Genomic DNA, 19425 nt, shown 5'->3' with positions numbered 1-19425 from the left:
ATACGTTAAATGAAAGGTGACTGTTTCCGCCCCCAACGGCTTACTTTGCCAAGGTCCACTTTCAGCGTTGTGCCGAATGATCACATCCGACGCGTAGCTAAAACCGAGATTATTGAAGAGCTCAGTACTACCTGGAGCGCCAGGAATAATAGTTACACAATCGATATCGTGTACACCCGTGGTTCGAAAGCAAAGATTGGCGCGCTCACCTTTACTGTCCGGAAATGATGTCGCCGTCCATGAGATTTTCCGCAATCGGGAGTTATTGGCCGTCCCGCGAGGGTAATCGGACAATCTCAACTGGTGCCTGGAGAATGCATTATGCCCAGGTCCGTTTATAGTCGTAGGTGTTCTTGTAGTTGTCACCGAGTAATCTGCAGCTTGACTGGCCGAAGACAAAAACAACAGCAACAGAGGTACTAATTTTTTTCATAACACTTTTCCCAATGATTTATCATTAAAAACACGCGGCATTTGCGATTCTTCTTACTACTCTTTTATTGTATAAGCCACTGATAAAAACATGCGGTATTTAATGCTACGCCTTCAAAAAGCTCGAAAAATTTAAAACCGTTACTGAAAAAATCGTAAACCCCGAACAGCTTTATATATCCATATCAAATACTTTTCAGAAAAAGCCTTAGCCCGTAGACATCCAGAGCGGGTTCTCAATCAATCGAAAACTCAAAAGAGGAAAGATTTTCCAACAGCCATGCAGGGGTATGTACTTCAAGCAGTGTGCTAATGGGCTGCTCCATGATCAACTTGCCGTAGAGGGTTTCTTCCTGCTCCAGATGGGCAAGCTGGGTGGTGCGATAATTGAGCGGGTAGATGCTCTTTTCGATCGGTAGCAATCGGTCGAAGTGTTCGAGCAAGCCGTGGAAGACGATTCGTCGCTCGACCGTGTTCCGTGTGGTGGCAATCAGTTTGACGAAGTACTCGCTGTCCTGGTGCCGCAGTGCTTCACCGGCAGTGTAGCGCTCGACCAGCGTGTGCAGCGATGCGTCATCGAACACGATGCAGCACAGGTCTTCGCGCAACAGGCCTTTGAACGGGTTATCGACCGCTGGCCGGCGGCCGTGCAAGCCCAGGATGAACTGTACAGCCTGCTCGGCCAGCCACTTGCGCTTGCGCCCCTCAAGCCGCTCGACCTCTTCGATCAACGGGGCCTGGCGTCCATGCGAGCGAACCTGTCGGCAGAGTTTGGCAAACAGGCCAACGGGGCCGGACAGTTTTTTCTGTTGCTCGGCAAGTTGCGTCACCGAAAGTGCCGACTGACGGGTTGCCAGGCGATGGAAGTCTGTTGTGAGATTCAAACCGGGCCGATGCGGATCCAGCCGCAATGACTGATCGGACTCAGACCGGCCCCGAACAAAACAAACAGTCATGATTGCTCCTTTTTATTCTTTACGGTTTGCCGTAAGGACGAACTTCAGAAATCCCCTGTTCCGGGCAGCCAGATAGCCGAACACCGAAAAGCAACCGTAGTGCAACATTGAGATTATTGACCTTGGGGCACTATCCCGATAACGCTGATCGCCCTGACAAGATATATTCTGTGACAAGACACATTATGTATGTGCTGACTCGTTACGCAATCCGACAGATGTAGGGGGTCGGTTACTTTTTCCCGGAAGCAAGATAGAAACACAACGCGCCATGAGCTCGACACGGGTCTTTACACGGCTCTTTCTTAGTAGCGAAGACACGTGATCGCGAACCGTATAGTCACTGATACGGAGCTGCCTGGCGATTTCCTTGTTCGTACAGCCCTGCAACAGCAGGCCAAGAACCTCTTGCTCTCTCATTGTCACCTCCATACTACTTCCCCTTGCCATCATTTTGCCCTAGAGCAAATTTGTAGGATGTTTCTTACACTTGTCTTCCATGACCTAAAAAGTAAATCGGCACAGAAATCATTTTATTTAGTATTGTTTTTCATTAAACCCGAATAAAAACCAAAACCTTGCCAAAAACAAATACCTGTAAGAATAATCGTTAATTAATAAACGACTGAAGAAATTTCCTACAGAAAATACAGGAAAATTACGACTATCAATTTAATGAAATCATAAATAACCCGCCAGCCGGGCCACGTTGGAATCGTGGCAGGCAAGAGCACACCAGCTCAATAGATAAAAATAATATAGAGGGGCGCAAGATAGACTTGAGCAAACAGAATTACAATCACTTGTTACAATTGACAGCGCCTGACTTGAGGAACTTTCTTGATATGTTTCATTTGCGAAACCGCCCACAGAGATGAGCGGCTGCGTGCGAGAAAGAGGCGCACCAGCAGGAACAGGCTTGGCGCTATCCGCTTCTGCCGGTTGCAAGGTCATCTACCACTACACCCCGGCGCAGGCCGAATACCGCTGCGGTCGTCAGACCCACAATCCCCATGACCAGGCTGTAAAGCACGCAAACCCAGATATTCCAGGGCATCAGCGCGATGAGCAGCAATGGCGTGGTACTCGCCCAAAAAGCGTAGGCAATGTTGTAAGTGAACGAGATGCCTGACACACGAATGTTCGCAGGGAACAGTCCGACCATCACCGAAGGCACCACGCCGACAACCCCGCAGGCCAGCCCTGCAATGGCGTAGGCGATACCCAGCGGCATCCATTGCTGGATGAGGCTGGCGTAAAGCACGCCTATACCCAGCGGCAGCAGCAGGCTGTAGATGATGACCCCGCGCCACGCACCGATGCGGTCAACCAGCATGCCTGCCAGCACGCAGCCGACATTGAGGAAGACGATGCCCACTGCGCTCAGGGCGAAGGTATTGCTGGCGCTGATCCCGAAGCGCTGCTGCATGACCGTCGGGGTAATCACCACCAGCACGACCACCGCGGACGTCAGCACAAACGTCAACAGCGCGGCAGGCAGCAAGGATTGGCGATGATCGCGCAGGACCTGGCCAAGCGGCAGTGCAGGCAGGTTTTCACGCTGGGCGTGCATGGCGATGAACACTGGCGTTTCGTTCAGCCAGCGACGCAGCCAGACGCCCACTACACCGAAAACACCGCCCAGCAGAAACGGAATGCGCCACGCCCAGTCAAGGATCTCACCCGGGCTGAAGACCCTTGCCAGCCATGTTGCGGTCAGCGCACCGAGCAGGTATCCAAACGTCAGACCGGCTTGCAAAACCCCGAGTGCGTAGCCGCGATGCCCTTGGGGTGCGTGCTCTGCCACGAAGACCCAGGCACTGGGTACCTCGCCGCCGACCGCTGCGCCTTGCAGAATGCGTAACGCCAGCAGCACCAACGGCGCCCAGTAACCGATCTGTGCGTAGGTGGGCATGATGCCGATCAGCAGACAAGGCAGGGCCATCATCAGAATGCTCAGGCTGAACACCCGCTTGCGTCCCAGCCGGTCGGCGAAGTGCGCCATGAGAATCCCGCCCAGCGGGCGCGCCAGATAGCCGGTCACGAAGATCCCGAAGCTTTGCAGCAGACGCAGCCACTCGGGCATGTCGGGCGGGAAAAACAGCTGGCTGAGGGTCAGTGCAAAGAATACGAAGATAATGAAGTCGTAGATTTCCAGCGCGCCACCCAGCGCCGCAAGACTCAGGGTCTTGTAGTCGGCTCTGCTGAAGGGCTGGGGAGTGGATTGAACGATGGCCGTCATGAAGCCCCCGAAACATGGCTGAAAAAAGCGCCTGGCGCTCACAGGGCGCGAAGGATAGCAAAGCTTGCGGGCGCACTGATACGGAGCTGAGGCCTGTAGCGGGAACGATGATCGCAACTATCGTGCGGCGCTCCGCGTCGCATGTAGTTTCTGGACGCTCCGCGTCCTCTTGACGACGCAGAGCGTCGTGAACTGCATTCCCACGCTGGAGCGTGAGGAACGATCACTTCAACTATCGTGCGGCGCTCCGCGTCGCATGCCGTTCCGGACGCTCCGCGTCCTCTTGACGACGCAGAGCGTCGTGAACTGCATTCCCACGCTGGAGCGTGAGTAACGATCACTTCAACTATCGTACGGCGCTCCGCGTCGCATGCCGTTTCTGGACGCTCCGCGTCCTCTTGACGACGCAGAGCGTCGTGAACTGCACTCCCACGCTGGAGCGTGAGGAACGATCACTTCAATTATCGTGCGACGCTCCGCGTCGCATGCCGTTTCTGGACGCTCCGCGTCCTCTTGACGACGCAGAGCGTCGTGAACTGCACTCCCACGCGGGAGCGTGTGGAACGATCACTTCAACTATCGTGCGACGCTCCGCGTCGCATGCCGTTTCTGGACGCTCCGCGTCCTCTTGACGACGCAGAGCGTCGTCAACTGCACTCCCACGCTGGAGCGTGAGGAACGATCACTTCAACTATCGTGCGGCGCTCCGCGTCGCATGCCGTTCCGGACGCTCCGCGTCCTCTTGACGACGCAGAGCGTCGAGAACTGCACTCCCACGCTGGAGCGTGTGGAACGAGAATCCCGACGATCGTGCCAACGCTCCGTGCAGTAGAGCCCGTCACTAAAAGTTGACAGTGGCCGACAATCTCGCCGTTCTGGGTGCGCCCATGAATAGGTAGTCGTCACCCAGATACTCCCCGGCATCACGCCAGTAGCGTTTGTCGAAAAGGTTGTCGACGGTCAGGCGCAGGACAGTGTCGTAGCCGCTGATTCGGGTGCTGTAACGGCTGCCGATATTGAACAGTGTGTAGCCATTGACCTGCACGGAGCCTTCACGGTCAGCGTACTTGCTGGCGCTATACTGCATCCCGCCGAGTAAGGCGAGCCCGGTCACCGGCAGGCTATAGTCAGCTTGCAGGGTGCCACGGTATTTGGGCACATTGAGGGCCTGGTGATCGTCGTAGGCGTCGGTGCCGCTGCCCTCGACTCGCGCCCGGATGGCCGCCGCACTGGCGGATATCTGCAGGCGGTCGGTCACCCAGCCACTCGCGCCCAGTTCAAGCCCGGTGTTTTTCTGCTCGCCTTGCTGCACATAGGTAAACGTGCCGTCATCGTTGGGCCTGGAATACTGGTAAGCCTGACGGGCTTGAAACACTGCGGCCGTCAGGCTCATACGCTGCCAGTCATACTTGATACCCGCTTCCAGTTGTCGAGACACGGTGGGCGCAAGAATTTCACTGGCGTTGGTAGTAAACCAGGCAGCTGTCCCGCCCAGCGAGAGGCCTTTGCTGTAGCTGGTGTAGAGCGAAACGTTGTCCACCGGTTTGTAGATCAATGCCGCCTGCGGCAGGAACACGTAACGCTCGGTGTGTCTTGCGTCGCTGCCGTCTTCGGTAAACGCCTGCTCGTCGAGCCGCACTTGTCGCCCGCCCAGCACGGTCTGCCAGTGCTCGTTGAAACTGATCCGGTCGGTGATAAACAGCCCGTACTGGCGGCTGTCCAGACGGCGCTCGGTATGTGGCAGTGTCAAAGGCGACGGTGCCACCGATTCAGGCGACTCGTTGATCGTGCCTGAGCCGACGAATTCATTGAAGGTCCCGCGCGTGTCCACGGTGCGGCGGTAGGCGCTGGTGCCGAAGGTCAGCTCGTGCCCCAGTGATCCGGTATTGAACGTACCGGACATTGCCGCTTCGACCTCGTCGTTACGGCGCGTGTCGTCCGGGCTGCGGAAGTCGTAGATGTCGTAGCCACCCTCGGCGCTGAAGTGGTTGGGTACCGCTTCGGCTGCGCAGCTGGCCGAGCCGTAACAGCCCCACGCGAAGGCGCTGTAGTCATCAATGACCACGCGACTGCGCGACGCACTCAGGCTGCCCTTCCAGCTGTCGTTGAACCGGTATTCGAAACGCCCGTTCATGTTCAGCGAGTCGATGCCCACCGGGTTGGACCAGTGTTGATAGCCCAGCAGCTTGCGTGGCGAGGCGTCGTGAGGCAGCACCGTGCCGCCGAGCAATTGATAACCGGGCACCGAGCGCTGCTCTTTGCTCTGATACTCGATGTCGAGTTGCAGCAAGGCGCGCTCGCTGATGTTCCAGTCGAAGGCCAGCGAGGCGAAATCACGCTGGCCATCGGCGTGCTCGACGTACGAGCGAATGTCTTCATGGGCCAGGTTGGCGCGCAGCCCGAACTGCTGTTCGCTGCCGAACCAGCCGCCGACATCGGTCGCGAGGTAGCGCTCGCCGTGTTCGTTGGTAGAGACCGTTACCGAGCGGACATCCTGCGCGCGCTTGGTCTGGTAGTTGATGACACCACCGGGCTCTGAAACGCCGCTCTGCAAGCCGGACAGCCCCTTGAGCAACTCGACCTGCTGCTTGTTCTCCAGCGCCACGTTCTGCTCGCCGGCAATGCTGCGGCCGTTGATGCGATAACTGTTGGCCGCGTTCAACGAGAAGCCGCGCACCACAAAGTTTTCGTAATAGCCTACCGGCGCATAGCCGTCGCCGACCGAGGCATCGTTGCGCAGCACGTCACTCAGCAGTTTTGCCTGACGGTCCTTGATCAGCGCTTCGCTGAACACTGAAACCGAGGCAGGCGTGTCCAGCAGCGAAGCCTGATCAAACCCGTAAATCGACGCCCGACCAGCTTTATAGTCGCTGGCACCTTCCTGTTCGCTGAACCCGGTCACGTTGACCGCGTCCAGAGTGAGCGGATCCGCAGCCATTAGCGGCGAGGCAACAGCCATGCCCAACGGTAACAATCGCCAGGCATGACGCATGGCAGGTCGGTAGGGCGTACTCATCGATCAGACTCCGCAAGGACAGGTGCCTGGACAGACGCGATGCACCTTCCGGCAGGGGGCCAACCTTTTACGTTCACTGCCGGTTTTTTTCAACCTTTACGTGACGGTCTGCCGGTAAACGAATGACGCGGGAAAACTTTACTTACGTGCCAAGGAAAGAGACCACCGTAAAAAACGTTGCGCACCGGAATAATTAAGCGTGAATTAAGTAAGTGTGGCTAATCTGAATTCAACAAAACCGCTGAACCAATCAGCGTGTCACGAATCCATTGAAACAGATCAATCAGAAAGGAATACCCTATGAAACTTATGCCTGCCGTCTTCGCCGCTGTTGCCCTCACTGCTGTTGCAGGTGCCGCCCAGGCCGACGTTGGTCCCGATGAAGTGATCCGCCTTTACAAGTCTCAGGCATTGGGTGACTTTGAACAGTTCAACAAGCAGGCCGTTGCCAAGCACACAGGCTTCACGGTCCACGATACCGAGCTGGAAAAAGAACGCGACGGCCGCCTGGTCTATAAGATCGAACTGAAAGACGCCAAGGGTGTGGAATGGAACTACGACGTCGATGCCAAGACGGGCGAAGTAGTACGTGACGCAAAGGATAACTGATCCGACTGCCCCAACAGTTATCGCACCGAGAAACAATAAGAAAACTCCCACTACATTGTGGGAGTTTTCTTTTTCAAAGGTTTAACAGGCTATTACTGAGCCAACCCGACTTTCAGTAACTTCCCCTTGTCTTCATCCGTCAACAAATACAAGTAACCGTCAGGCCCCTGACGCACATCGCGTATCCGCTGTTTCATGCCTTTCAACAGCCGTTCTTCATGAACGATCTTGTCGCCATCAAATTGCAGCCTGATCAATTCCTCAGTGGCCAGCGCGCCGATGAACAGATTGTGATCCCACGCCTTGAACAGGCTGTGGTCATAGAACGCCATACCGCTGATGCCCGGTGACACTTCCCAGACCTGAAACGGTACTTTTGTGCCTTCGACAAACTTGCCTTTGGCTTCCGGAATCGGCTCGCCCGAATAATTGATACCGTGGGTCGCAATCGGCCAGCCGTAATTCTGGCCACGCTCGATGATGTTCAATTCATCGCCGCCCTTGGGCCCATGCTCGTTGGTCCACAACGTACCGGTCCACGGGTTGAGCGCTGCGCCCTGCTGGTTGCGATGGCCGTAGGACCAGATCTCGGGCCGGACGTTTTTCTGCCCGACAAAAGGGTTGTCTTTCGGCACACTACCATCCGGGTAGATACGTACGATCTTGCCTTGCAGCTTGTCCAGGTCTTGCGCAGTAGGACGATCATTGTTTTCGCCCAGCGCGATAAACAGATAACCGTCGCGATCGAATACCATCCGCGCGCCGAAGTGGTTGCCCACCGAGAGTTTCGGTTCCTGGCGGAAGATAACCTCGAAGTCTTCCAAACGGGTCATGTCTTTGGACAGACGACCACGCCCTGCCGCAGTACCCGCAGTATCTCCCTCGGCAGCGGTTTTGCCACTGCCTTCGGAGTAGGTCAGATAGACCATGCGGTCCTTGGCGAAGTCCGGGGAAAGCACAACGTCGAGCAGACCACCCTGCTTTCTTGCCCAGACTTGCGGCACACCGGAAAGCGGCTCGGATAATTTGCCGTCCGCCGACACGATACGCAGGTTGCCGGAGCGCTCCGTCACCAGAATGCCCTGCTTGTCAGGCAGAAATGCCAGTGCCCATGGGTGATCCAGACCTTCGGCAACCGGGGTGACCGTGACGGTGCCTTGTTCGCTTTTGTAGGTTTCCGGGGCGGCGCTTGCCGTCAGCGGCAGGCTCAGAATGGCAGCAGCACACCAAGTGGCGATCAGGGTTTTTCTAAGCATGAGCGTTTCCTTATGCATTGAGTCGACGTCCCGCGGTGAAACGGGCTCGCTTGGTTGAAGATTCAGTTGGCGCGGCTGGGGTCGGTTGTCGGCGTAGAGGGACGCGGAGCATTCTGGCGCGTGGGGTAGCCGTTGCCGATACCGCCGTTCTCCAGCGTAGGCCTGCGCACAGGCGGCGCAATATTGGAGCCGGGCGCGCGGGGCGTGATTGACTCGGTGCCCTGACGGCTGTTGGGGTTGGAGCGCTTGATCGGGCTGTTATAGGGGTTGCTGCTGGCGCCGTTGTTGAGTGTGCTGTTTGGCAGTGTCTGCGCCTGAACAGCACCGATGCCACATGACGCAACCAGCACGCCCCCTACAAGATTGCGCAAAAAACTGTTCATCACTACCTCTTGACAAAGGTGAAACTGCGGGGTAACCGTGAAGACTCAGGCCTTTGACGGCAGCCCAGGCCTCAGGTTCGACCCGACAGTGTCGATGAGCAAGCATAGCGGTGTGAGAGTTTGTAACAAGGATGGTCAAAGCGCATACCTTCAGCCATGCGCGACGCCACGCAGGCTTGGCCCTGGCGCAGGGCAAGGAAGCGCCACGCACAGATCACACATCGTGGTTTGCGGGCGTATCTACGCCGACTTCAAAGGCATCCTGAACGTGAAGACAGTGCCCTGCTCTTGTGTCGAGCACACTTCAAGCGTACCGCCATGCGCCACGGCTATCTCGCTGGCGATATAGAGCCCCAGGCCTAGCCCGGCTTGCGGCGCGTCGGTGATTGGCCGTGAGTAAGGGAGGAACAACTGCGAACGAACGGACTCGGGTATCGGCTCGCCCTGATTGGTAACGCTGAGTAGAAACAGATCACCGCGCACGCCCGCTGTCACCTCGACCGGGCTTTGGGGATCGCCGTGACTGATCGCGTTGGACACCAGATTGGACAGCAATTGTGCGATCCGCTCGTGGTCGCAGCGAATACGCTCCAGCATCTTTATATCCGACTTGATCAGCCGGGACGGGTGAACGCGGCGTATCTCTGACACAACATGCTCAAGCGTTTCATCCAGCCCGTGTGCATCGTGCATGCTCAGCGGAATACCATGTCCCATGCGGCCACGGGCAAAGTCGAGCACGTCGTCGACCAGTTGCGAGGCGCGTTTGCCAGACGTCAGGATGTGTTGCACGACTTGCAGGGCCTTTTCATCCAGTGGCCGACGCAGCAGCAATTCGGCACTGGCATTGATCGCAAACAAAGGGTTGCGCAGGTCGTGCCCCAGAACGGCGATGAACTGCTCGCGCAGCTCTGCCACCTCACGCTCGGCCAGAAGGTCTTCACGCACTTGCTGCAGGTTTTCCTCGGCCTCGATCTGCAGTGCCAGAAGACGCGCAAAAGACGCCATCATCGACTCGATGGGGGTACCCGTCAGCTTGGCGGGTTTGGGGTCCAGCGCACAGATAGTGCCGAAAAAGGTGCCATTGGAGAGGAAGATCGGCACCGATATGTAACTCTGGAAGTTGTATAACCGCGGCGTATGGTGCTCACAAAACAGCGGATCCTCAGCGACATGATCAATCACCACAGCCTTCTGGGAGCTGCGAATCTCGTGGCAGATTGTGCTGCTGAGTTCCAGCTCGCCGCCGGGTTTCAAACCAAAATCCAGCTTGTCCAGAACCGCGCAGGCCATCCAGGTACTTTCGGTGACACGCGCCACGGCGGCAAAGCCCAGGCCGGTTGATTCGGTGATGACTTGCAGGATGGCCGGAACCGCGCTGATCCGGCTTATCTTGGCTACATCATTTGAAATGGATTGCCGCATGGAGAACCTGTATCAGCCTTGAGGTAATAGCGCAGCGTTTAGTTTAGGTCTGTAACGATCATTGTGCACCCGTGAATACGCCACGTTGACCGAAAAAAACCTGGCCGCACGTTCACTCATGCAGGAGGACGCGGGAAGGCCACGGTGAACGTTGTACCCTCCTCAACCGACGAGCGAACCGTCACCTCACCCAGATGGGCTCGAACGATCTCACGAACAATGAACAGGCCAAGCCCGACTGTGCGGGTTTCGTCACTGTCACTGACCACCCGTACGACGGGTTCGTACAGGTCGTCCACCTTCTCCATCGGTATCGGTTCGCCGACGTTGTGCACCGACAGCTTGATCAGCCAGGTATCGAAGGACGACGTGATCAAAACCTCGCTGCCGTCCGTGCCATAGTTGATGGCGTTGCTCACCAGATTGCCGAGCATTTGCAGGAGACGATCCGGATCCGCCAAGCACGCACCCTGTCCTTCGCTGCGATGCGTCAGCACCCTGTGCGGGAAAACCTGGCGCAGCTCTTCGACGCCTCGAGCAACAACCGCGTGCAGATCGATAGCCTGAGGGACCACGGCAATACCGCTGCCGACGCGGGCATGAGTAAAATCCAGCAGATCCACAATCATGCGGTCGGCCCGATCAGTGGAGTGGTGGATGTGCCCGAGGATTCGTTCTTGTCGCGACTCGAGTTGCGTGCGCTCCAGCAGCCCGGCCGCCATCTTGATTGCCGCCAGCGGGTTACGCAGGTCGTGGCTGACGATGCCAATCATCTGCTCGGCAAAAATGGCCCGTATTTCAGCCTCGGCGTGAGCCAGACGCAGGCGATTGCGTGCCGAGGTAAGTTCTGTCTGAACAGTCATCTGTTGCTGCAACAGCTCTTCGGCGATCTTGCGCGCAGCAAGCAGTTCACGTTCGTACTTGTTGCGCTCCTCGGCCATGAACACCGCCACTTCATGCAAAACCCCGGTCGGATGCTCGCGGCGTACGGCATTGAGCATCATGGGAATGGCGCGGCCATCGGCATGGATCAATTCAACCTTGACCTCGGCAATCGACCCTTGGGTCTGTAACAGCGGCGCCCAGTGGGTTTGCAGGAAGACTTTGCCTGCCAGACTCAGCAGGTCTTGAAAGCGGCGACCCAGAACAGTTTCACGCTCAAGGCCCAGCCAGCGGCAGAACGTCAGATTGGCACGCTCAATGGTGCCATTGGGCAAGGTAACCAACAGACCGCAGGCCGCATGTTCGTACAGGTCTTCTGGGACTGGCAGACTCACCTGTTCAACCGTCATGTGCAGCGCTCTCGTAAGACGCCAGAAACTGATTCATGGCGGTTATGCATTCCTGCGGCGCGCTCATGTGCGGGTAATGCCCAACATTGTCGATCATGTGCAGGGTGCTGTCGGCAATGACACGGTGCAGGTACTCGCCAACCTGCACCGGCACCACCAGATCGTCACTGCTTTGTATGATCAGCGTCTTGCTTTTGAGTTTCGCGACATCGGCACGATGGTCGGAAAGAAAGGTTACGCGGGCAAACTGCCTGGCAATCTCGGCATTGGTACGACAGAAGCTGCTGGCAAGCTCTTCACCCAGTTCAGGCCGGTCAGAGGCGCCCATGAGTGTCGGCGCCATGGTGCTGGACCAGCCCAGGTAATTGCTTTCCAGCGTCTCAAGCAACGAGTCGATATCAGCGCGAGTGAAGCCGCCGACGTAATCACCGTCGTTGAGGTAATGGGGCGATGGACCCACCATGATATGGCCGTCGAACCGGCCGGGCGACTGCAGTTCAGCAAGCACCGCAATCATGCAACTGACCGAGTGACCGACATGCACAATCGGCCCGTCTCCGGCGAACTCGTCGACCAGTTCCAGTAAGTCGCTTGCATAGCCCTTGAGTGACGCATATTTGTGCGGGTACCAGGCCGACACGTCGGAATCTCCGCTGCCTACCAGGTCGAACAGAATAACCTTGAAGCGTTCGGCGAAGTGCGGAGCCATGAAGCGCCACATGTGCTGATCACAGCCGAATCCATGAGCAAAAATCAGAGTGGCCGGTCCGTCGCCCACGATATTGACGTTATTGCGCTGTTGGACCGACATATCGGGCTCCGAAAATAACCAGGCAACCGGCCTGTTGTGTATACCGTAATGATGATGAGAGGAGATTATCACCGTTAAAGGCACACTAGTGGCACAAACAGCACTTTAAGTCCGGAGCGGAAGAAGATTATTGATCGATGATCAGGGTCGGGCCATTGAGGCCTGAGCGTCGGTTATGCACGCTGCCTCGCCAGGCTGAGGATGTGTGACGCAGAATCTCACCAAAGGCATGCCAACGCAGAGCATTGGCACGGCAGGCAAGTATCGCGATGACTATTGTGGCAATTGCGCTGGTCCGAGCCCGTTCTCGGACTCATGACCTGGAGGTTTCACCCCCCTTACTCGCCGATATCTTCGTTCCACAACTCAGGCTTGCTGGCGATGAAGCCCTGCATCATGTGCTTGCACTCCTGGTTATCAAGCACCTCGATCTGCACGCCACGCGAGCGTAGCAATTCTTCCTCGCCCATGAACGACTGGTTCTCGCCGACGATCACCTTGCGAATGCCGTAGAGCAGGATCGCCCCGCTGCACATCGCACAAGGAGACAGCGTGGTATAGAGCACCGCGTCACGGTACACGCGGGCCGGTTGGCGACCGGCGTTTTCGAGGGCATCCATTTCGCCGTGCCTGGTTGCACTGCCCTCTTGCACACGGCGGTTATGCCCCCGACCAATGATCTTGCCCTCGTGAACAATGACCGAGCCGATGGGGATTCCACCTTCCTTCAGCCCTAGTTGTGCCTCATCGATTGCAGCCTGCATGAATGCGTCCATGGTTTTGCCTCATATCATCGAATGGATGTCAGCGTTGCAGTGCTGCCTGAGCGTTGCCCAGCGCACGACTTACGAATTGTCCCAGCAGCTCCGAGGACCGGGCTTTCATGTCGGCACTGACCTGGGTGTTTCTGGCTCTGAATCTGCTCACCAGGGAAGGCGAGTCCTCGCCCTGATTGAGCGAACGCAATTCCTCGGCCGTAAATGAATGGGCATAGGCCGCTGCCAGATTGCGGTCCCATTGCGATTGATACTCAGGTTTCAGGCGCTGCAACTCTTTTTGCACCAGTTCCTGAGCTTCGGTCTTGCCAATTGCTTGCACGATACCGGCAAACGTCGCTGTGCGCGAGGCGACCTGATAACCCAGCCACGCCAGACCTTCGCCCAGATTTCGCTGTTCCACCAACGCCAGCGCCATGTCATCCGCTTCTTCAGCATTGACCGGGTGCATCGCGTCCAGGCACAGGCAGGCCATGAGTGCCAGACAGGTCTGCCACGCACCTCGCGAGCCCTGGATGTAATCAGCCATGGCTCCTCCTGAGCATGAATTGACTGAGTCTTGAACTTAACAGCTCGGCAGGGCTTTACCACCCGACACGTCGTATACCGGCCATTGATGACGTTATCAGCTATGCCCCTTCCATGATCCTTGCAGCGCAACAGTCACAGACTGTGACTGACTTTGGCGGCAACATCGGCTGGTAACCAGGCTTTCCAGACCTCGGGGTGCTGCTTGAGGAACCTGGCGGAGGCCACGCCGGGGTCCTCATGTTTGTCACTCATTTCACCCAATGTCCGGTTGAGCAGATCAATCGGGAAATCGACGTTTTTGAAAACACTCACCAGCTCAGGGTATTGCTTGCTGAATTCTGCCGACACACCAATAGACAGCGTCGCCGCCAGCGAAGAGGTGCCACGCGGGTTGGGATTACTGGCGTCGGTCAGGGTTTTCCAGGCTTCTGCATCGAAAGCGGGCTCTTCCAGCTTGATCAGCTTGTACTTGCCCAGCAGGGGTGTGGGTGACCAGTAATAGAACAGCACTGGTTTGCCACGGCGGATGGCCGATGCGACTTCGGCGTCCAGCGCCGCGCCCGAGCCGGTGCGAAAGTTGACGAAGCTGTCTGTCAAGCCATAAGCCTTGAGCTTCTGGGTGTTGACGATCTCCGAAGTCCAACCGCTCGGGCTGTTCAGAAAACGGCCCTTGTCGGGCGATTCAGGGTCTTTGAAAACGTCCTTGTAACGCGCCAGGTCAGCAACAGACTTCAAATCGGGCGCTACAGGTTTGATACCTTTGGCGGCATCGCCCTTGATCACGTACTCAGGCACCCACCAGCCTTCGGTCGCGCCTTTGACGATGTTGCCCAGGCCGAGCACCTTGCCGTCAGCTTCAGCCTTGACCCACACCGGGCTGCGTCCGGTCCACTCTTCAGCGATCACCTGAATGTCGTTTTTCGCCAGCGCGGTTTCCAGGCTGACGGTGCTGCCGGGCAAGGTATCAGTACGGTAGCCATAGCCTTTCTCGACAAGGGTACGCAGCACCTCGGTGATCAGGCTGCCACTTTCCCAGGTAAGCGCACCGAACTGGATAGGCGCGTTTTTTTCAGCCGCCCCTGCTGTCTGCCCAAGCAGCCCCAGCGCCAGAAGTGAACAGCCCAACAGTCGTGTTATCGATTTCATGCTCACCTCAAATGGCGCGAAAAAAAACGGGTCTGAAACTATCGACAGCAGCCGTTGGCGATTAGTTGTGACGGCTTTAGCCTCTGTATGATGCGCAGCCCACGTACCGAGCCTGTCCGCGATGTCTGAAATCCGCTTTTACCCGTTACCCGATGCGTGCCGCCCGCTGTTGGGCAAGTTTTACCGCGAGCACCAGTCATCGATGCGTGCGGCCAGCAAGGGGCAGGCGTGGGTGGCGAAGCAGGCAGAAATCATCGGTGCCTTGTGCCTGACGCCCGTCGCTGAGGGACATTGGCTGACCGGGCTGTTCGTAGCGCCCCCCATGCGCGGGAAGACAGTGGCGCGAAGCTTGATCGATGCCGCGCTGCAACCGCTGGCCGGGCCGGTGTGGCTGTTCTGCCATCCTGATTTGCTGGGGTTTTACCAGCTCGCCGGGTTTGAGACAGCACAACGTCTACCACACACCCTCGGCGAGAAATTCATGCGCTACAGCCGCAGCAAACCGCTGATTGCGCTCTGTCGGGAAGCCTGACGGTTTTGCAGAGCCGTCGGGTGATCACTCATCGGCATTGGGGTCCATGTCCGGGAACATTACGTCCATGAAGCCGAACTTGCTGAAATCGGTAATGCGCGACGGGTAGAGACGACCAATCAGGTGGTCGCATTCATGCTGCACGACCCGCGCATGAAACCCATGGGCAACACGCTCGACAGGCTGGCCTTCAGGGTCAAAACCTTCATAGCGAATGCTCTGGTAACGATTCACCATACCCCGTAACCCGGGCACCGACAGGCACCCTTCCCAACCCTCTTCCAGGCTCGGGCTCAATGGGGTAATCAGTGGGTTAAGCAGGATCGTCTGCGGGACCGCCTCGGCCTGGGGATAGCGCTCGCTGCGCTCGAAACCGAAAATGACCAGTTGCAGATCAATGCCGATCTGCGGTGCGGCAAGGCCCACACCGCCCACGCTGTGCATGGTCTCGAACATATCGGCAATCAGCGTGTTGAGTTTGCTGCTGCCGAACATGTCTGCGGGCACCGGAGGGGCGATGCGCAACAGGCGCTCATCGCCCATTTTCAGGATGCTACGGATCATGGCTGCGTGTTCCTTGCCTAAAAAGCAATCTTGCCACAGAACGCGATCAGGTTTCGTCAGCCTTCTGCAGTGGCACCGAGTGATCGCGGCCCAGGCCGGAAACGTGCTGTTTGCCTGTTTCGCTGCTTTCCTCGCCCAGCCCGTCACCGGCTTCCTTCTCGCCTGCGTCCTTGCCTTCGGCGGACATATGCTCGATCACCGCATTCATTTCAGCCCCCAGCAACAGCACGGCAGCCGAAATATAGAAGTACAGCAACAGGACAATGATCGCGCCGATACTGCCGTACATCGCGTTGTAATCGGCAAAGGTCTTGACGTAAAAACCAAACGCCAGTGAAGCAACGATCCATACCACCACCGCCAGCACCGAGCCTGGGGTAATAAAGCGAAACTCCTGTTTGACGTCAGGCATCACGTAATAGATCAGCGCCACCGCAACCATCAGCAGAATGATGATCGCCGGCCAGCGCAGGATGGTCCACAGCGTCACGATGAAGTCTTCCATGCCGATCTGGGCTGCAATCCAGTTCATCACTTGCGGCCCCAGCACCATGAAAGCTGCGGCCGCGAGCAACATGCCGGCAATGCCTACGGTATACAGGATCGACAGCGGGAGGCGCTTCCAGATAGGCCGCCCTTCGACCACGTCGTAGGCAGCGTTCATGGCACTCATCATCAGGCGCACACCTGCTGAAGCAGTCCACAGCGCGATCACGATACCGATGGACAGCAGGCCACCCTTGGACTGTTGCAACTGGTCGATGACCGGGTTGACCTGCTCGAGCGCCTGGGGCGGCAAGAGGAATTCCGATTGCAGCCGCAACCAGGAAAAAAAGTCCGGCAGGTGCAGAAAGCCGATCAATGCGATCAGAAACAGCAGAAACGGAAACAGAGAGAACAGCATCTGGTAAGCCAGTGCCGAGGCGTAGGTGGACATCTCGTCGTCGAGAAACTCGTTGACGGTTCTCACCAGCACCTTGCTGACTTTCAATTTACGCAAATGGGGGAAAATCATGGCGCTTCCTCTCGCTCCCTTACTGGAAAACCTCACATCCTGAAAACCGGTACTTCATGCATGCAGTGTCCCGTATGTGGCGCAGAGATGCGAATACCGATGGCACATTGACTGGACAGGTCGTGAAAGGTTTCAGTCCCGCAGAGCAGAAAGCATAACGGCCATCTGCGGATGGCCGTTATCGGTCTTGCCTGATCCCGGAATGAAAGCCCCGGGACCACTCGACTCAAGCCTTGTCCACGCCCTTCTTGATCGCGTCCTTGGCTTTACCTTTGGCTTGCTGGCCTTCGCCTTTCAGCTCTTGCGCCTTGCCTTCAGCCCGCAGTTTGGTGTTGTCGGTAGCCTTGCCAACAGCCTGCTTGACGTTACCAACGGCTTCGTTGGCCATACCTTTGGCTTTATCGCTGGTGCTGCTCATCGTGAATCTCCTGGGTCTGAAGACCGCGCTGGAATCGGATGTCGTACTCGACAAAATGGTTGACCTGCGGCTGTCGCGAAGAGTTTCAACTATTTTCTGGCCGGCTGATGCCACTCGTCTGCCATGTGCAATGGCGCGTTTTTAGCGCCGCCGACGGCGAGTTTGCATCGAAGTTTGTGCGAGAATGCGCGCCACTGTTGTCCGGCATGGCCGACACGCTGAACAAACCGATGCACAGGAACGTTATGAAACTCGATAAAAAGCTGGCCATTGCACGCAGAAACCAGGACTTGGGCGGCGCGGTGCTCGGCGTCAATAACACGCACTTCGCCGTGCTGGACCCAAAAAGAAACATCTGGTGGTTCGACCTGCCTGTGCCGCGCCTGCAAGTGGGTCAGTACGAATGGCTGCACTTGCTGCTGCACACACCTGAAACCGACCAGTTGCTGCACCTGAAAGTGACCACGGTGTTCATGCGCGATCACATGGAAGGCCTTGAAGTGCGCAATGCGGACAAACGCAAGCCGACCGTCAGCCTGGAGCTGAGCGCCGACAAGGATTCATTCCTCAAGGACATGCGCCCCAAGGGCAGCAACCTGGGTTTTGCCGCCTTCTTGCAAAAATAGCTCCACCAGCAGTCGTCACGTTCCCGCACGGCTCGGGATGAAAGTTGCCAATCGGCAACCTCATCCCGGCCTGCCGCTTCACGTAAACCGACGCACCGCCAGATACCCCGCCGTCCCGGCCAATGCCGACACCACCGTGCCCCACGCAAGGTCTATCAGCGCCAGTTGCGCAGGCCAGCCCTGCAAGGTGGCCCAGTTGGTCAGGTCATAAGTACCGTAGGCAACCAGCCCCAGCAGCCCGCTGAACAAGGTCGCACGGCTCAGTCGCTGCTCTCTGACCGCGGGCATTACGCCGAAAACCACGACGCCTGCCCCGTAGAGCAGATAGAACGCTATTGCAGGCCCAGCCACGGGCGTGGCAAGCATCAGCGGTCCGAGCCATTCACGGTAGGTCGGCCCCATGAGGACGCCCAGCCACAACCCGTCGAGGATCAGAAACGCCAGTAACGTGCCGAGGTAAGCCGTGAGTATTCTTTTCATGGGACGTCCTTGATGAAATTCCGGGCCCGGGCGATCTATCAGACCAGGTCGATACGGTCAGCGTGAATCACGATCTGCCCCTGTTTGTACAACGCACCGATAGCTTTCTTGAAGTTACCTTTGCTGACCCCGAACAGGCCGCTGATGACCTGCGGATCGCTTTTGTCGCTGACTGGCAATGTACCGTTGTTCTCACGCAGCTTTGAGAGAATTTTCGAATTCAGGCTGCTCGCTGCTTCTGCGCCCACCGGCTGCAGGCTCAGGCTGATATTGCCGTCGGCACGGATTTCCTTGATGTAGCCCTTTTCCTGCTTGCCGGCGCGCATGAACTTGAACACTTCGTTCTTGTGAATCAAGCCCCAATGCTTGTTGTTGATAATCGCCTTGAAACCCATATCGGTCGCTTCGGCGACCAGCAGGTCAACCTCCTGGCCGACGCTGTAACTGGCCGGGGTTTTGTCCAGATAGCGATCCAGGCGCGCGGTGGCGGTAATGCGCCGCGTGTGCTTATCGAGGTAAACATGAACCACGCAGTATTCACCGGCCTGCAAGGTACGCTTCTCTTCGGAGTACGGCAGCAACAGGTCCTTGGGCAGGCCCCAGTCGAGGAACACGCCGATGCTGTTGACTTCAACCACCTTGAGGCTGGCAAACTCACCGACCTGCACTTTGGGTTTTTCAGTGGTGGCGATCAGCTTGTCTTCGCTGTCCAGATAGATGAACACATTGAGCCAGTCTTCATCTTCAGTAGGAATATCCTTGGGGATGTACCGATTGGGCAGAAGGATTTCACCATCCTGCGCACCGTCCAGATACAGACCGAAGTTCGTGTGCTTGACGATTTGCAAGCTGTTGTAGCGCCCGATTAAAGCCATTTCCAGATACCCTCATTGCGTGGGCGGCATTCTACCCGAC

Annotated in this window: 20 protein-coding genes; 3 read left to right on the top strand and 17 right to left on the bottom strand. The window is 57.1% G+C overall.

The window, feature by feature from the left end:
• Positions 1-668 precede the first annotated feature (668 nt).
• The 4 genes from RYC18_RS04125 to RYC18_RS04110 form a co-directional block, all read right to left on the bottom strand.
• Positions 669-1388 (bottom strand): hypothetical protein, encoded by a 720-nt coding sequence (locus tag RYC18_RS04125; protein ID WP_316883483.1) that lies wholly within the window; start codon positions 1386-1388, stop codon positions 669-671.
• Between the two features lie 183 nt (positions 1389-1571).
• On the bottom strand, positions 1572-1841 hold the full coding sequence (locus tag RYC18_RS04120; RefSeq protein WP_004657623.1) for a helix-turn-helix domain-containing protein: 270 nt from the start codon (positions 1839-1841) through the stop codon (positions 1572-1574).
• A gap of 472 nt (positions 1842-2313) precedes the next feature.
• The gene (locus tag RYC18_RS04115) at positions 2314-3630 is read right to left on the bottom strand and encodes an MFS transporter (protein WP_316883477.1); all 1317 of its coding nucleotides are present in this window, start codon (positions 3628-3630) and stop codon (positions 2314-2316) included.
• An 841-nt stretch (positions 3631-4471) separates the two neighbouring features.
• On the bottom strand, positions 4472-6646 hold the full coding sequence (locus RYC18_RS04110) for a TonB-dependent siderophore receptor (RefSeq protein ID WP_005746263.1): 2175 nt from the start codon (positions 6644-6646) through the stop codon (positions 4472-4474).
• A 300-nt stretch (positions 6647-6946) separates the two neighbouring features.
• Between RYC18_RS04110 and RYC18_RS04105 the strand changes: the two genes are divergently transcribed.
• Positions 6947-7255, top strand: a complete 309-nt coding sequence (locus RYC18_RS04105) for a PepSY domain-containing protein (RefSeq protein ID WP_004657615.1) — start codon at positions 6947-6949, stop codon at positions 7253-7255.
• A gap of 92 nt (positions 7256-7347) precedes the next feature.
• Here RYC18_RS04105 and RYC18_RS04100 read toward each other — a convergent pair whose 3' ends face one another.
• From RYC18_RS04100 to RYC18_RS04065, 8 genes are all read right to left on the bottom strand, one after another.
• Positions 7348-8511 carry a PQQ-dependent sugar dehydrogenase gene (locus tag RYC18_RS04100; protein WP_005746264.1) on the bottom strand — a complete coding sequence of 388 codons (1164 nt, stop codon included), beginning with the start codon at positions 8509-8511 and terminating at the stop codon, positions 7348-7350.
• A 62-nt stretch (positions 8512-8573) separates the two neighbouring features.
• A complete protein-coding gene (locus RYC18_RS04095; protein ID WP_002552537.1) occupies positions 8574-8894 on the bottom strand; it encodes a hypothetical protein in 321 nt (106 codons plus the stop codon).
• Between the two features lie 240 nt (positions 8895-9134).
• Positions 9135-10319: a GAF domain-containing sensor histidine kinase gene (locus RYC18_RS04090; protein ID WP_005746265.1), complete on the bottom strand. Its 1185-nt coding sequence runs from the start codon at positions 10317-10319 to the stop codon at positions 9135-9137.
• A gap of 116 nt (positions 10320-10435) precedes the next feature.
• The gene (locus RYC18_RS04085) at positions 10436-11611 is read right to left on the bottom strand and encodes a PAS domain-containing sensor histidine kinase (protein WP_005779559.1); all 1176 of its coding nucleotides are present in this window, start codon (positions 11609-11611) and stop codon (positions 10436-10438) included.
• On the bottom strand, positions 11601-12422 hold the full coding sequence (locus RYC18_RS04080) for an alpha/beta fold hydrolase (RefSeq protein ID WP_057424201.1): 822 nt from the start codon (positions 12420-12422) through the stop codon (positions 11601-11603). The genes RYC18_RS04085 and RYC18_RS04080 overlap by 11 nt, the downstream gene beginning before the upstream one ends.
• Positions 12423-12760: 338 nt before the next feature.
• A complete protein-coding gene (locus tag RYC18_RS04075; protein WP_002554393.1) occupies positions 12761-13198 on the bottom strand; it encodes a nucleoside deaminase in 438 nt (145 codons plus the stop codon).
• Between the two features lie 28 nt (positions 13199-13226).
• Positions 13227-13727, bottom strand: a complete 501-nt coding sequence (locus RYC18_RS04070) for a hypothetical protein (protein ID WP_005746270.1) — start codon at positions 13725-13727, stop codon at positions 13227-13229.
• 134 nt (positions 13728-13861) lie between these two features.
• A complete protein-coding gene (locus RYC18_RS04065) occupies positions 13862-14875 on the bottom strand; it encodes an ABC transporter substrate-binding protein (RefSeq protein WP_005746271.1) in 1014 nt (337 codons plus the stop codon).
• Positions 14876-14996: 121 nt separating this feature from the next.
• On the opposite strand from RYC18_RS04065, the gene RYC18_RS04060 reads away from it, so the two are divergent.
• Positions 14997-15407 carry a GNAT family N-acetyltransferase gene (locus tag RYC18_RS04060; protein ID WP_002554396.1) on the top strand — a complete coding sequence of 137 codons (411 nt, stop codon included), beginning with the start codon at positions 14997-14999 and terminating at the stop codon, positions 15405-15407.
• Between the two features lie 24 nt (positions 15408-15431).
• Here RYC18_RS04060 and def read toward each other — a convergent pair whose 3' ends face one another.
• From def to RYC18_RS04045, 3 genes are all read right to left on the bottom strand, one after another.
• Positions 15432-15971, bottom strand: a complete 540-nt coding sequence (gene def / locus RYC18_RS04055) for a peptide deformylase (protein ID WP_005746272.1) — start codon at positions 15969-15971, stop codon at positions 15432-15434.
• 46 nt (positions 15972-16017) lie between these two features.
• The gene (locus tag RYC18_RS04050) at positions 16018-16986 is read right to left on the bottom strand and encodes a YihY/virulence factor BrkB family protein (protein ID WP_002554398.1); all 969 of its coding nucleotides are present in this window, start codon (positions 16984-16986) and stop codon (positions 16018-16020) included.
• 226 nt (positions 16987-17212) lie between these two features.
• Positions 17213-17404, bottom strand: a complete 192-nt coding sequence (locus RYC18_RS04045; protein ID WP_002554399.1) for a CsbD family protein — start codon at positions 17402-17404, stop codon at positions 17213-17215.
• A 245-nt stretch (positions 17405-17649) separates the two neighbouring features.
• Here RYC18_RS04045 and RYC18_RS04040 point away from each other — a divergent pair, with 245 nt between their 5' ends.
• The gene (locus RYC18_RS04040) at positions 17650-18030 is read left to right on the top strand and encodes a hypothetical protein (RefSeq protein ID WP_002554400.1); all 381 of its coding nucleotides are present in this window, start codon (positions 17650-17652) and stop codon (positions 18028-18030) included.
• Between the two features lie 78 nt (positions 18031-18108).
• On the opposite strand, the gene RYC18_RS04035 is transcribed toward RYC18_RS04040, so the two are convergent.
• Together RYC18_RS04035 and RYC18_RS04030 are read right to left on the bottom strand one after the other, a co-directional pair.
• Positions 18109-18510: a DUF2177 family protein gene (locus RYC18_RS04035; RefSeq protein WP_002554401.1), complete on the bottom strand. Its 402-nt coding sequence runs from the start codon at positions 18508-18510 to the stop codon at positions 18109-18111.
• 38 nt (positions 18511-18548) lie between these two features.
• Positions 18549-19385 (bottom strand): S1 RNA-binding domain-containing protein, encoded by an 837-nt coding sequence (locus tag RYC18_RS04030; RefSeq protein WP_002554402.1) that lies wholly within the window; start codon positions 19383-19385, stop codon positions 18549-18551.
• Positions 19386-19425: the final 40 nt, after the last annotated feature.

The sequence above is a fragment of the Pseudomonas syringae group sp. 247E2 genome (genome assembly GCF_032587795.1).
Taxonomy (GTDB): Bacteria; Pseudomonadota; Gammaproteobacteria; order Pseudomonadales; family Pseudomonadaceae; genus Aquipseudomonas; species Aquipseudomonas amygdali.
Note: the sequence above shows the minus strand (reverse complement) of the source record. Positions and strands in the feature narration are given on the sequence as shown.

Excerpts from the sequence above, each read along its gene's own strand:
- RYC18_RS04125 (WP_316883483.1), bottom strand. The coding sequence starts at position 1,388 with ATGACTGTTTGTTTTGTTCGGGGCCGGTCTGAGTCCGATCAGTCATTG.
- RYC18_RS04120 (WP_004657623.1), bottom strand. The coding sequence starts at position 1,841 with ATGATGGCAAGGGGAAGTAGTATGGAGGTGACAATGAGAGAGCAAGAG.
- RYC18_RS04115 (WP_316883477.1), bottom strand. The coding sequence starts at position 3,630 with ATGACGGCCATCGTTCAATCCACTCCCCAGCCCTTCAGCAGAGCCGAC.
- RYC18_RS04110 (WP_005746263.1), bottom strand. The coding sequence starts at position 6,646 with ATGAGTACGCCCTACCGACCTGCCATGCGTCATGCCTGGCGATTGTTA.
- RYC18_RS04105 (WP_004657615.1), top strand. The coding sequence starts at position 6,947 with ATGAAACTTATGCCTGCCGTCTTCGCCGCTGTTGCCCTCACTGCTGTT.
- RYC18_RS04100 (WP_005746264.1), bottom strand. The coding sequence starts at position 8,511 with ATGCTTAGAAAAACCCTGATCGCCACTTGGTGTGCTGCTGCCATTCTG.
- RYC18_RS04095 (WP_002552537.1), bottom strand. The coding sequence starts at position 8,894 with ATGAACAGTTTTTTGCGCAATCTTGTAGGGGGCGTGCTGGTTGCGTCA.
- RYC18_RS04090 (WP_005746265.1), bottom strand. The coding sequence starts at position 10,319 with ATGCGGCAATCCATTTCAAATGATGTAGCCAAGATAAGCCGGATCAGC.
- RYC18_RS04085 (WP_005779559.1), bottom strand. The coding sequence starts at position 11,611 with ATGACGGTTGAACAGGTGAGTCTGCCAGTCCCAGAAGACCTGTACGAA.
- RYC18_RS04080 (WP_057424201.1), bottom strand. The coding sequence starts at position 12,422 with ATGTCGGTCCAACAGCGCAATAACGTCAATATCGTGGGCGACGGACCG.
- RYC18_RS04075 (WP_002554393.1), bottom strand. The coding sequence starts at position 13,198 with ATGGACGCATTCATGCAGGCTGCAATCGATGAGGCACAACTAGGGCTG.
- RYC18_RS04070 (WP_005746270.1), bottom strand. The coding sequence starts at position 13,727 with ATGGCTGATTACATCCAGGGCTCGCGAGGTGCGTGGCAGACCTGTCTG.
- RYC18_RS04065 (WP_005746271.1), bottom strand. The coding sequence starts at position 14,875 with ATGAAATCGATAACACGACTGTTGGGCTGTTCACTTCTGGCGCTGGGG.
- RYC18_RS04060 (WP_002554396.1), top strand. The coding sequence starts at position 14,997 with ATGTCTGAAATCCGCTTTTACCCGTTACCCGATGCGTGCCGCCCGCTG.
- def (WP_005746272.1), bottom strand. The coding sequence starts at position 15,971 with ATGATCCGTAGCATCCTGAAAATGGGCGATGAGCGCCTGTTGCGCATC.
- RYC18_RS04050 (WP_002554398.1), bottom strand. The coding sequence starts at position 16,986 with ATGATTTTCCCCCATTTGCGTAAATTGAAAGTCAGCAAGGTGCTGGTG.
- RYC18_RS04045 (WP_002554399.1), bottom strand. The coding sequence starts at position 17,404 with ATGAGCAGCACCAGCGATAAAGCCAAAGGTATGGCCAACGAAGCCGTT.
- RYC18_RS04040 (WP_002554400.1), top strand. The coding sequence starts at position 17,650 with ATGAAACTCGATAAAAAGCTGGCCATTGCACGCAGAAACCAGGACTTG.
- RYC18_RS04035 (WP_002554401.1), bottom strand. The coding sequence starts at position 18,510 with ATGAAAAGAATACTCACGGCTTACCTCGGCACGTTACTGGCGTTTCTG.
- RYC18_RS04030 (WP_002554402.1), bottom strand. The coding sequence starts at position 19,385 with ATGGCTTTAATCGGGCGCTACAACAGCTTGCAAATCGTCAAGCACACG.